We start from the raw sequence: 13,135 nt of genomic DNA on the forward strand, positions 1-13,135 counted from the left end.
AACGTACAGCTTTAAAGCAGACGTTCTTTTTTTGTGCGCTTAATTTTAAAATTCTGATCTTAGGATGCCCATAACAAAACTGTCATGATATTGACCTTCAGCGAAGAAATGTTGTCGTAGACGGCCTTCATTTTGGAAACCAATTTTCTCATAAATATGAACAGCAGCTTGATTATCAACGTCAACATACAGGTAAACTTTATACATATTTAAAACATTAAAAGCGTATTCAATACCTTTTTGCATTGCTTCTTGGGCTAGGCCTTGACCTTGGAAATCCTTGTCAACGATGATTTGAATTTCAGTATTACGGTGTAAGTCATCGATATACATTAATTCAACAACACCGGCAAATTGTCCGTCGACATCGATAACAAAGCGACGTTCAGTTTGATCTAAAACATGCTTTTCGTATAATAGTTCTAGTTCATCAAATGATGTATAAGCTTCTTCAAACCATAGTGCCATGACACCACGTGCATTCTCTTGATTATAAACATATGGGAGATCTTTTCGTTCTAAAGGTCGGATTCTCATATCATACTCCTTAGTTATTTAAATCCATTATAGCATCTTCTTTTTAGCCGTAATATTCGCTATGATAAGTATATGACATCTGTCAAGGGGGGCTAATAGTGGTGGATAAGGGATATATGAATGAAAATTATGACGTTATTATTATTGGTTCAGGTAGTGCGGGCCTAGTCAGTGCAATTCAAGCCTATGAGCTTGGCTTAAAGCCCATCATCATTGAAAAAATGCCAAGTATTGGTGGTAATACAAAACGAGCTTCATCAGGTATGAATGCTGCCGAAACGACTGTACAACAGAAAAAAGGTATTCAGGATACAACAACGTCGTTTTATGATGACACGTATCGTATTGGTCACCAAAAGAATGATCCTGCTATATTAAAGTATTTTGTTGCGCATAGCAATCAAGCAATCGAATGGTTAGCGCAACATTATATTTTGCTTGAAGATCTTACACTCACTGCAGGTATGACAAAGAAACGAACGCACCGACCAGCATCTACAGCACCAATCGGCCAATATCTCATTAATGGTTTATTGTCACAGATAAAAACGTATCACATACCGATTTTATTATCTACAAAAGTCACCGCTTTAAAGCAAAATAGTCAAGGTTGGATTAATGGTGTAGCCATTTCAACAAAAGAGTTATCAAAAGAAACAGTATTAGACGGCCGAGCAGTTATACTAGCAACAGGTGGATTTGCTGCGAATCAGAAACTCATTCAGCAATACTCACAGCTAATTGGTTACCCAACTACTAATCAAGTAGGCGCTACTGGTGACGGTCTATTTTTAGCAGAAAATGTTGGGGCGCAATTATGCAATTTAGAAAATATTCAAATTCATCCAACTGCACACGTTAATCAGGTCACCGGACGCACTTATTTAATCGGTGAAGCTTTGCGTGGTGAAGGGGCGATTCTTGTTAACCATCAAGGAGAGCGCTTTGTAAATGAACTAGCGGATCGACAGATTGTTTCTGCAACCATTGAACACGATAGTTTTTTGATTTTTGATCAACGTATTCGTGAACGTAGTCAGGCTGTCGATTTTTATGACAAAATGGGCTTTGTTCAGCAGGGAGAGACAATTTCAGAACTAGCAACCCGGACACATTTGGATACCAAGAGACTACGAGACACCCTAGAAAATTGGGAGAAGAGCGTCAGAGCACACAACGATCCAGATTTTAAGCGACCAATACTGTCGCAACAACTACCGTTTAAATCACCATTCTACGCCATACGGATCCAACCAGCTGTCCATTACACTATGGGTGGTGTTCGAATTAATACTAAAACAGAAGTGATGAATGCACAGCAAGAAGTTATTCATGGTCTCTTTGCGGCTGGAGAAGTGACCAGTGGTTTACACGGTGATAACCGTGTTGGGGGAAATTCAATTGCTGAAACGATTGTTTTTGGACAACAAGCTGGTCGCCAAGCTGCGCAATACATTCAACGTTTAGTCAATTAAAAGCGAGCACTTCAGTGTACAAAAACAACGATTCGGCGTTATGATGGTTTTAATGGCAGAAGGAGGTGTCTGTAGTTATGACAGTAGGATTCTTAGGCCGCTTGATACCAGTAGCCATCATGCTTGTTTTGGTTGTTGCACTATTTCTTATCACCACTTTCATTGAATTGTGGTATAAAAAAGTGAAACAGGTTGATTTATCGCGTACGAAAAGGAAGATAAAATTAACCAGTATAACGTTATTATTGTGTATTATATTTTTGGCTTTGGTTGCTGTCTTAAGTGGTCTATTTTATCAATAACAACATATATAAAAAGCAGCTATTGTGGTTAGTCACAACAACTGCTTTTTTATGTGGTATTAACTTAATACCTTTAACATAGCGACATTAAAATCAGGAATATCGTTTGGATTACGACTTGTCACCAGTTGACGATCGACTACCGCAGATGCATCTTTAACGATTGCCCCAGCATAGTACAAATCTGGTTGTACACTCTTATAAGCCGTCATTTTTCGACCTTTAGCTAATCCTGTTTGAATAAAGAGTTGCGGTCCGTGGCAAATCGCAAATACTGGTTTGTCTGCTAATAAGAAGTAGCGGACAAAGTCAACGAAACGCTCATCTGCTCGTAATTGGTCAGGTGAAAAACCACCAGGTAATAATAACGCATCAAAATCCTTTGGTGAAACATGGTGAATGCCAGCGTCAATAGTGACTTCTGTACCATGCTTACCAGAAACAATATTATCAGCGTCTTTTTCAATAAATGTTACGGTATGACCGGCGTCCTTTAGGGCGCCAACCGGGTCAGTGAGTTCAATATCTTCAAATAAATTTGTGACTAGAACAGCTACTTTTGCCATAAATGACCTCCTCATTTTTAACAATCATACAAAATACATTATTCTATTTTCATTATACTCACGATAGAGAAGTAAGGTATGTTTACTGCTCAAAGCACAATATTATGGGAAGAAATATCATTCATAAATGTATTTTTGCTATAATAAAAGCATTACGACCAACTTTGGTAAAGCATGTTTTAAAGGATGTCCAGACATGGCAAAAATTAAATTTCATATCGCATCACAGACAGAATTAGTGTTAGATGAGGCTGCCCAAGTAGGAGATAGTATTGATTTAACGGATGAGCAAAACATTGACACATCAATTATCAATGGCAAAATAGCTGAAATACTGGATGATAAGTTAGCACAAGCTAAGGCAGAGTGGCTCGTACAGCAACGTCAGCAAGCAAAAGCCGAATTAACGGCGCAACTGCAGCATCAAAAAGAAACATTGCAGACATCTATCACCGATAAAGAAAATAAAATTGTTGCACTAGAAACGCAGCTAAAAGGTATTTCACAGCAAAATGCTGTTGAACTACAAGCACAACTCATGAAAAAAGATTTGGACCTACAGGACACATTAGCTCAAAAACAAGTGGAAATTACATCGTTGACATCAAAAGTTGAAGCTGTCAGACAACAAAGTCAATCTGAATTAGAAAATGCCTTGATTAAAAAAGAGGCTGCCGTTCAAAATGAACTCGCACAACGTGATCAAAAAGTTGCTGAATTAACAACACAGCTAAAATTAAAAGATCAAGAAAAACAATTACAGTTAGCCACGGTTCAAGGTCAATATGAAGCCCAACTTAAAGCGGCAACTGATCAAGTCGAATTTTATAAAGATTTTAAAGCACGTCAATCAACAAAAGAAATTGGTGAAAGCTTAGAACAATATTCACTTAATGAGTTTAATAAAATTCGACCGTATGCTTTTCCTAATGCATATTTCGAAAAGGATAATCAATTATCCGAAACGAATTCTAAAGGTGACTTTATTTTTAGAGATTATCAAGATGGTACTGAATTTATTAGTATTATGTTCGATATGAAAAATGAAGCAGATACTACTGCAACGAAGCATAAGAACGCTGATTTCTTTAAAGAATTAGATAAGGACCGTCGTGAGAAGCAGACTGAATATGCGGTGTTGGTTTCATTACTTGAAGCAGATAATGATTATTACAACACGGGTATTGTCCAAGTAACAGACTACGAAAAAATGTATGTCGTTCGACCACAATTCTTTATTCAGTTTATTGGTGTGCTACGTAATGCTGCGTTAAATAGTGTTGCCTACAAGCAAGAACTTGAGCAAGTCCGCGAGCAAAATATTGATATCACACATTTTGAGAGTGATTTATCTAGCTTTAAAAATGCATTCGGTAAAAATTATCAAAGCGCTGCAAATAACTTTAAAAAAGCGATTGAAGAGATTGATAAGTCGATTGCCCGTATGGAAAGCGTTAAGAAAGCTTTAACCACATCTGAAAATCAATTAAGGTTAGCGAATAATAAGCTAGATGATGTTAGTGTTAAAAAGCTGACGAGAGGTAATCCAACAATGAAGGCGAAGTTTGAGAGTATCAATGACGCTATGATTAAATAAATATGGGATAGCAATAGTATGACAGTAAACACACCGAAAATTAGACAGTTTGAATATTCACAAAATGGGTTAGATTATTTGAAGCATACTCTTTCATTAACTCAGGATGAGAAATTGTTTTTTGATTATCCTATTGTATACATTGTAGAAGACGAAAACAAAACTAGCAGTAAGTACCAAAAAAGTACGTTCGATGTATATGTAGGAGAGGCAAATCGGTTAGAACAGCGAACACGTCAACATCTTAACGATAAAAATGATAAATTACAGAAGTTAACACACAATCCTCATGTATATGCAATTGGGCATGATATGTTCACTAAATCTATGACACTAGATATAGAGAATCGTTTAATTAATAATATGATGGGGATTGATAGAGTAAAATCGTTAAATGGTCGTGGTAACCAACAAGGTCAATACTATACGTCTAATATGACTGATGAAATATTTCATAAAATTTGGAATAAACTTCATCACGAAAATAAAGAGTTGATACCACCACTAAACGTCGTCAGAGATTCTGCACTTTTTAAAGCCAGTCCATTTCATAAATTATCTGAAAAACAACGTAAGGCTAAAAATGAAATTATTTCGAGAATAGAGTCGGCATTATCTACTGAAGATGATGGCCAATTAATTATTATTGATGGTGCAGCAGGAACGGGGAAAACAGTATTATTGAGTTCATTATTTTTTGAACTATCTTCACATGGTCAAGGAGAATTCGCAAATCCAATCATTAATAATTTAGATTCTTATTTACTTGTTAACCATGACGAACAATTAACAGTTTATGATCAAATTGCTAAAAAATTAGGACTCTCTACTAAAAACCACGATAAAAAATTAGGACTCTCTACTAAAAACCACGATATAGTTAAAAAACCAACCACATGGATTAATCATCGGCCCGTTAACAGTAAGGCTGATGTGGTATTAGTTGATGAGGCACATTTATTATGGACGCAGGGAAAACAATCTTGGAAATCAGGATGGCAATTGGATGAAATTCGTAAGCGTGCAAAAGTAACCGTAATTGTTTTTGATCAAAAACAAATCTTACGCTCTGAACAACATATCGATTCAGAGCATATTGCAACCATGTTCTTATCTGCAAATTGTGTGGTTAAACTAGAAGATCAATTTAGAATTGATGCATCTGACGAAACAATTAAATGGATTGAAAATTTTGTTGAAGGCAGTATTGATGCAATTCCGTATGATAATAAATATGATCTTAAAATTTTTGAAGATCCTCTAAAGATGTATCACGAAATTATTCATAAATCTAAAGATCAACAGAATGGATTATCTAGGATGTTAGCTACTTTTGATTGGGAATATAAACAAGGTAAAAGTGGATACGGAAAGAATGATAAGTGGACTGTTATAGCTGATAATTTGGAATTACCCTGGAATCTAGAAACAAGAACTTCAAAAGATAAGCAACGTAATCGTGGATTATCATGGGCTGAATCTGATTATTCTATTAATGAGATTGGTTCAACATTTACTATTCAAGGATTTGATTTAAATTATGCTGGGTTAATTCTTGGTCCCTCAGTAATATATCGTGATGGTAAAGTGTCATTTGATTCATCTGCCTCAGCCAATAAAAATGCCATTAAAAAACGTAACGGGAAAGACCATGCAGTAGAACATTTAAAAAATGAATTAAACGTCCTTATTAAACGCGGTGTTCATGGATTATTTTTATATGCTGTTGATTCGGAGTTACAAAAAGCACTATTAGACGCTCAAAATAATTAATGCATAAAACAAAAAAGCCGGAACCGAAGTTCCAGCTTTTTTAGTAGCTCGTGAGAGAATCGAACTCTCGATTCCGCCGTGAAAGGGCAGCGTCTTAGCCACTTGACCAACGAGCCATGGTCAATTACGTTGTTCGTAATAAACAACTATATTAGAATACCAAGAATATACAGATTCGTCAATATATTTTTGCTGTTTGTCAGCATTTTTTATATTAATTTACTTCAAGATTGTCCATATTTTAGGTCATACAAAATGCAACATATCTACATATTTAAACCGCTTATCACAGAAAGCGGTTTTTTGCTGATTAACGCTGTTATGCTGGCACCATAGAATATTAATAAGGAGCAACCATATGCTAGAAATGAAACATATTAAAGTGAACTACGGTAATTTTGTCGCATTGGACATGGGCTGTGATATTACGATATTAGAACATGATATTGTTGGGATTATCGGCAGTAATGGTGCTGGAAAATCAACACTTATTAAAGCACTGACGAATCAGGTGGCTTATAGTGGTGAAATTAATAAACCTAACCACATTGCAGTGCATTTACAAGAAAATAATTATCCGACGACTGTGAATTGTCGCACCATTTTGGAAGGGCTACTGCAGACAAGCTACCGAAAAAATCAACGATTGATTGAACTAGTTAAGTTTTTTGATTTTGAAAAGAATTTAAATCAGAAATTCTCACAGTTATCTGGTGGCCAAAAGCAACGCTTAACTATCATCATGGTACTTTATCAAGATGCACCGTTAACTTGTTTTGATGAGTTGAGTACGGGTTTAGATTTTGAAACGCGCTGTAACTTAATGAATAAAATTAAAAGTTGGTATGCTAATAAGCCCGCCATGATTTTACTCATTACACATTATTTCGATGAAATCGAAAAATTAGCCAATAAACTTCTGATTATCGATCATGGGCGTGTTATTGATTATGGGCGTATCACCACCTTATTTGAAAAATATATAGGTTATTCAGCTATTATTGTTGATTGTCCAGAAGGTGTTACTGTGCTAAATGACTATCAAATAGTTCGTGGTGAACAGGGACAAACTGTCATTGCATGCAAAAACAAAAGTCATCAGCAACAAATTGTTAACCATTTAAACCAACAGGGATATCTCTGTTCCGTAACACAAAATAGTATTAATTTGATTTATTTAAATGCTTTATCAGGTATTACAAAAGAAAGATCGGGACAATAATCATGTGGCATTATATCAAATTCGAGTTAAAAAATACGGTCGGTTATAGCCTTGCCATGATTGTCGGTGGATTATTGCCACTTATGTTAGCCATCGGTAACTATCATGCAACGCCTGATCCTATAGCTAACCAAGCATTGGCCAAAGGGCTATTTGCCACACTATTGCCGATGATTCCATTGGGACTGGTAATATTACCTTTTACTATTGCTTTTGGACGGGATACGACAGATGGTGTAACCGATCGACTTGTTTTATTTGGTTATAGTTTGGCAAAACAGCTCATCGCAAAGTTTGTCTCAGTGTTCATTTTGGTAAATATCATTACTGTTATTTACTGTTTAACATTGCTGCACATTTTACCATTACCAAATTTGTCTATTTTAAGTATGATCAATATCTTTACAAGTATCAGCATTTTATCATTATCATTGTATTTACTAGCATTTACGATTGCACAAGTATTCCAAGGATTTCATTTGATACAAGGTGTAGCAATGGTATTTTATTTTGGTATCGCATTTTTAACTGGAAGCATGGGGACGTTTCAACTACCTAGTACAATAGAAAGCGTGATGCAATGGATACCATTTTCAATTTTTCGGGAAACGCTTAAAGCACACTGGGCAACAGGATTTTTATCAGACATGCAGTCGCAATGGTTTAAAATGATTGTGTTTTTATTCATAACAGTTGTCTTATTTTGTCTGGCGCAATATTATCGTTATGCTAAAAGGCATATGTCATCACTACGTATTTTGATAAAATAGTTTTAAGTTAGTAAGTATGTTGCGACATGGGGATATATATGGAAATTAAAATCAATGTGAATGAATCGTTAAATGATATAGAGGTTGTCATTTCAGGAAACGATTTAACAAAAATGACAGCTATTGCAAAACAGCTACAAACAAAAACAGTTGAAACACATAAATTGGTAATCAAAACAGCCGATGACATTCACGTTGTGGCGCAATCAGATATTTTAATTGTGGAAAGTTTTGGCAATGATTTATCTGTAACATTAAAACAACAACAACAGCTAACCACTCGCAAAACATTGAAGCAATTTTTATCTTCTAATACTTCACATTTATTCGTACAAATCTCAAGGTCAATGGCTATTAATTTAAACGCACTAGTACGCATGGAATCCGCATTTTCTGGTAATTATTATGCCTTTTTAACAGACGGAACCCGAGTTACCGTATCACGAAGATTTATTAAAAATATCTTGAATCGCTTAGAGGGGAGGGCAGACAATGAAACAGTTTAAAGATATATTAATCGGTGTTGGCATTGGATCATTCCTATCACTATTATCTGTAACGTTAAATCATACCACATTATCTATACCGCAATTTGGCTTGTTAATGACAATGAGTGCAATAATGGGGTTACTATCTATCGTGTTCAGATATGATCAAATCACGTTTTTAACACAGTTTATCAGCCATTTTATATTGGAAATGCTTACCTACGGTTTCTTTATTTGGTTAACATTTGGTGATTTGAAAATTGTGCTCAGTAATGTTCCCACATTCATCATAATTTATATCATTATTTTCATTTATATTCGGCAGCAAGCACGTGCCAACGCTCGTCGAATTAATGAACAGCTTAAGAAAAAGAAGTCACAATCATAATCTGTTAGAATAGAAGAAGATAAATTTAGAAAGTCATGTCATCTATTTATGCCAAAATATCTTATTCTAACTGAAAAACCGTCTGCTGCCGCAAACTTTGTCAAAGCATTAGGTGGTCAAACTGGTACGTTTGGCACATTTACCTATAAAATTACACATTTACGTGGCCATGTGATGACGCTAAAAGATCCGGAAGCAATGGTTTCTGAGGACTTAAAAAAGCAGTATAAATCCTGGCAGATTAAACATTTACCCTGGCAGTTATCCGATTTCTCTTGGGCACGAACGTATATTCGTCAGCGTAATATGCGCACAGGAAAGATAGAATCCACAAAAAAATTAGTCGATGAGTTAAAGAAAGAATCGCAGACTGATTACGATGCGATTGTGATTGCAACCGATACAGATCCCTCTGGTGAAGGAGAATTATTAGCTTGGGAAGCATTAGAAGATATTAAGTGGCACGGAGTAGTATTGCGTGCTAATTTTATGGACGAATCATCGCACGGTATTCAAACAGCCATGAAAAATTTACGTGATGTCTCCGATAAACATCAAGATGGGGATTATATCAAAGGTGAAAGTCGTAATCGATGGGACTTTGCTTCAATGCAGCTCACACGCATTGCGACCACAGCGGCAAAAAAGCAAGGTTATAAGGTCGTTGCCCGTGAAGGTCGGTTAAAGTCTGTTATTATTTGGCAAATTTATGCGCAACTTGAAGCAATTAAACAATACATTAAGAAGCCTTACTTTGAAGTGAAATTCAAAGATCCTGCTGGACATGTTTTTAGTCGCGCCGTTTCAAATGACGAGAATATACCTTGGCGTTTTGCAACCAAAGCACAAGCACAAGCACAAGCACAAAACGATATGATGCAGTATCATGACAGTGCAATTAATAACGAGAAACATCAAACTCGTCAACAAATACCTGGGAAATTACTTGATTTAGCTGGTTTAGCAGCCATTTTGGCACCACGTGGTTTTTCTTCCAAAGAAGTTCTCAGTACTTATCAAAAAATGTATGAAGCGCAGATTGTGTCATATCCACGTACGGAAGATAAAACCGTAACACCAGAACAATTTAACGAACTATTACCTAAGATTGATCAGATTGCGAAAGTTGTAAATGTGGATCCGCAGCTACTAACGCATCGTCAGCCACGATCAACGCATGTTAAAGCAAAAGGGGCTCACGGCGCTAATAGGCCAGGGGAATCCGTACCAACAAGTTTAACCGATTTGTCCAAATTTGGTACTAGTGCACAAGCTATTTACGAAATTGTAGCAAAAAACTACCTTGCAATGCTTGCTGAAGATTATGTATATGATCATGTAACGGCTGATTTAAAAGATTATCCAACTTTTAAAACTGCTTTTAATGTACCAATTGAATTGAACTTTAAGGCAGTATATGATTCACAACGTGCTGTAAAAGTAGACGATGAACATGATGATGATCAAGCGCAGGGGAAACAGTTGGGACCGATGGCTGGTCCATATCTGTATGAAGGGGCGAATAAAAAACCACAAGCACCGACAACAAAGTGGATTATGGCATTTTTGGAAAAGCATAATGTTGGCACTGGTGCGACTCGAGTATCAACATTAGCTGATATGAGCCGTGGTACAAAGGCGATGATAAAAGAATTGCGTGGTAAATTAACTTTAACTGAAACGGGTCAAGTTTCAGCCGTTATGGTTAAAGGAACATGGATTGCCTCGCCAAAAATCACCAAACGTTTATTTGAAATGATGGATCAAGTTGGTCGCTTTGATATGACAATGTCTAAGTTGCTCGAATCGGTAACCCAGGTTGTGATACATGATATGCCAATTATGTTAGAAAATGCTGAGTCATTAGAATCTCTTTTGGGCAAACCAAAAGCCACACCCAAAAGAAAAGTTTCTGAAAAAATAACTGGTCAATTTAATGGCGAAATGATTTCTTTTGCTAAAGAATGGAGCGGTCATGTTTTTACAGAGGACGAAATTATAAAGCTATTACAGGGTCAAATCATTAGCTTTGAAGCAAAATCAAAACGTGGCAAACAGTATACAGCAACTGGTAAAATGGCTAAACAAACGTTTAAAGGTCATGCGTTTTATGGTTTTAAATTGAATCCAAAGTAAAAATATATCGTTGTTGTTTTATTTTATTTGCATATGGTTGAACGAATTATTATCAGTACTTAATTAAAGTTAGAGAATAAATATGATGATTTTAATACTTTTGAAGCGTATAAATGGAATATTGGCTTGCTAATTTGCGATAATCAAGAATTCCTAGAGTATATACTTATTATCCGTGGAATTATGAAAAATTAGTTAATAATACCAATTTATTCGTATTTATGAATCATTGTTAAGTTAAATAACTGTAGTTATTGCAAAAATAATTTATTTATTAGTTAAAAGTTGGTGCTAATTGTTACTATAAGCGATTATATCTTGGATAGCTTAAGAAGCATTTAATAAGGAACGCCTGTAAATCAACGTTTACAGGCGTTTTAGCGAGTTTTAGAATACGAATGATTAAAACATATGAAGAATACATAGAAATAGTAATAATTTATAAGCCATGTATAGGCTGTTAGTGTATGTATTTAAAGAGATTTAGTTAACATAGCTTTCGATAATATATATTATGTTAACTAAAATATATGTGGCGGATTGCAAGTCATTTACCAGATGTTTAATCAATTGGTAAAATTACGGAAATGTTTTTGTAATTTCACTAATTGATTTTTGATTTGTAAGACACTCCTTATTCTATTGTACCAATGTCATACATTAATGTTAAATCACTGTCCACGATTTCTAATCATTATTTTAAGGCTGTTTAACATCTTGATTCCACAACTAAATTGCCAAAAAATACAGATACTTCAAACTTTTACGTTTGGTAGATTGTAAAATTAAACCGAACACTTGAATAAAAAAGCCGCAGCGCCTTTAATGGTAATTGTCCAAAACAACCATAAAGGAACTGCGACTCATGACTAGTTTATCATCTCAAGAACGTACTGTCATTCAAACTTTACTCGAATTGAATTATTCTGTTCGTGCCATTGCCCGCTTTATTAAACGCTCTCCTTCAACCGTTTCGATTGAAATTCATCAAGTTACACCCTATAAAGCTGAGATTGCTCATGCGTTGGCATTGAAAAAACGTCATCTACGTGGCCGTCATCACACACTAACACCAGCTATCGCTGTCTTTTTGAATGAGCACATTGGCATTTTAAAGTGGTCACCAGAAACTGCTGCTCATGTTTTAGGGTTACCTTTCAAAACGATTTATAATTGGCTCAATGCTGGCCGACTCAAACTGTCATTAGCTGATTTACCTGACAAAGGTATTCGTCAAAAACGTCAGTCTGATGGCAGACGTCAAGTATTTGTTCACGGCCGTTCAATTGAATCAAGACCCAAAAGTGTTCAAGCACGGCAGGATTTTGGTCACTTTGAAGTTGATACGATGCAATCGGGTAAGAAACGTGGTGAAGTGCTTGTCACAATCACAGAAAGATTAAGCCGGCAACATATTGTGAGGCAAGTTAGTGGTCGCAATAGTCAGGCAGTGACACCAGTATTAATTCATTTTTTTCAAGGGATCGAGAATGCTAAGTCAATCACTGTTGATCGAGGACGAGAGTTTGCAAAATATGATGAAATCGAGCAAAAACTAGGCATTCCAGTTTACTTTGCACACCCATACTCACCAGAAGAACGTGGGAGTAATGAGATATTAAACCGATACGTTCGGCGATTCATACCAAAGGAGCGAAAAATTGAGACGGTTAGCGCCAAAGAATTAGATCAAATTAATCATTGGATTAATGCAAGACCAATGAAAACACTCAATTGGCAATCACCACGAAAGGTTTTTCAGCAGTTTGCAGTGTTCGGTTAATTCTTGCAATCTACCTTGGCAGATTGTAAAATTAAACCGAACACCTTGCATAAAAAAGCTGCAGAGACTTTAATTAATCAAAAGCATAGAAATATTTA

12 protein-coding genes and 1 tRNA gene are annotated in these 13,135 nt (G+C 35.8%); 10 read left to right on the forward strand and 3 right to left on the reverse strand.

All coding sequences use genetic code 11. From position 1 onward, the window contains the following. Window positions 1-45: 45 nt before the first annotated feature. Entirely contained in the window at window positions 46-537 is a 492-nt protein-coding gene (locus tag C5L23_RS06390; RefSeq protein ID WP_010008346.1) for a GNAT family N-acetyltransferase, read from the reverse strand. 116 nt (window positions 538-653) lie between these two features. On the opposite strand from C5L23_RS06390, the gene C5L23_RS06395 reads away from it, so the two are divergent. Next, window positions 654-2,012 carry a flavocytochrome c gene (locus C5L23_RS06395; protein WP_050792589.1) on the forward strand — a complete coding sequence of 453 codons (1,359 nt, stop codon included), beginning with the start codon at window positions 654-656 and terminating at the stop codon, window positions 2,010-2,012. 77 nt (window positions 2,013-2,089) lie between these two features. Beyond that, complete coding sequence (locus C5L23_RS06400; protein WP_010008343.1) at window positions 2,090-2,314, forward strand: hypothetical protein; 225 nt, start codon at window positions 2,090-2,092, stop codon at window positions 2,312-2,314. 59 nt (window positions 2,315-2,373) lie between these two features. Here the strand turns inward: C5L23_RS06400 and C5L23_RS06405 are convergent, their stop codons facing one another. Further along, entirely contained in the window at window positions 2,374-2,880 is a 507-nt protein-coding gene (locus C5L23_RS06405; RefSeq protein ID WP_010008342.1) for a type 1 glutamine amidotransferase domain-containing protein, read from the reverse strand. A gap of 196 nt (window positions 2,881-3,076) precedes the next feature. Between C5L23_RS06405 and C5L23_RS06410 the strand changes: the two genes are divergently transcribed. Then, window positions 3,077-4,477 carry a DUF2130 domain-containing protein gene (locus tag C5L23_RS06410; protein WP_133264461.1) on the forward strand — a complete coding sequence of 467 codons (1,401 nt, stop codon included), beginning with the start codon at window positions 3,077-3,079 and terminating at the stop codon, window positions 4,475-4,477. A gap of 18 nt (window positions 4,478-4,495) precedes the next feature. After that, window positions 4,496-6,250, forward strand: coding sequence for a DNA/RNA helicase domain-containing protein (locus C5L23_RS06415; RefSeq protein ID WP_133264462.1), 1,755 nt, complete (start codon window positions 4,496-4,498; stop codon window positions 6,248-6,250). Between the two features lie 44 nt (window positions 6,251-6,294). Here C5L23_RS06415 and C5L23_RS06420 read toward each other — a convergent pair. Then, window positions 6,295-6,366 (reverse strand) — tRNA-Glu (locus tag C5L23_RS06420). Between the two features lie 242 nt (window positions 6,367-6,608). Here C5L23_RS06420 and C5L23_RS06425 point away from each other — a divergent pair. The 6 genes from C5L23_RS06425 (at window position 6,609) to C5L23_RS06450 (ending at window position 13,037) form a co-directional block, all read left to right on the forward strand. Further along, window positions 6,609-7,472, forward strand: coding sequence for an ATP-binding cassette domain-containing protein (locus C5L23_RS06425; RefSeq protein WP_010008341.1), 864 nt, complete (start codon window positions 6,609-6,611; stop codon window positions 7,470-7,472). Between the two features lie 2 nt (window positions 7,473-7,474). Continuing rightward, window positions 7,475-8,242 carry an MFS transporter permease gene (locus C5L23_RS06430; RefSeq protein ID WP_010008340.1) on the forward strand — a complete coding sequence of 256 codons (768 nt, stop codon included), beginning with the start codon at window positions 7,475-7,477 and terminating at the stop codon, window positions 8,240-8,242. Between the two features lie 38 nt (window positions 8,243-8,280). Then, entirely contained in the window at window positions 8,281-8,748 is a 468-nt protein-coding gene (locus tag C5L23_RS06435; protein WP_010008338.1) for a LytTR family DNA-binding domain-containing protein, read from the forward strand. Next, on the forward strand, window positions 8,735-9,118 hold the full coding sequence (locus tag C5L23_RS06440) for a DUF3021 family protein (protein WP_010008336.1): 384 nt from the start codon (window positions 8,735-8,737) through the stop codon (window positions 9,116-9,118). Before C5L23_RS06435 ends, C5L23_RS06440 begins: the two co-directional genes overlap by 14 nt. A gap of 48 nt (window positions 9,119-9,166) precedes the next feature. Further along, complete coding sequence (locus C5L23_RS06445; RefSeq protein ID WP_133264463.1) at window positions 9,167-11,254, forward strand: DNA topoisomerase; 2,088 nt, start codon at window positions 9,167-9,169, stop codon at window positions 11,252-11,254. Window positions 11,255-12,119: 865 nt separating this feature from the next. Next, window positions 12,120-13,037 carry an IS30 family transposase gene (locus tag C5L23_RS06450; protein ID WP_010008332.1) on the forward strand — a complete coding sequence of 306 codons (918 nt, stop codon included), beginning with the start codon at window positions 12,120-12,122 and terminating at the stop codon, window positions 13,035-13,037. The last annotated feature ends 98 nt before the right edge of the window (window positions 13,038-13,135 follow it).

The sequence above is a fragment of the Leuconostoc fallax genome (genome assembly GCF_004354645.1).
Classification (GTDB): Bacteria; Bacillota; Bacilli; order Lactobacillales; family Lactobacillaceae; genus Leuconostoc_B; species Leuconostoc_B fallax.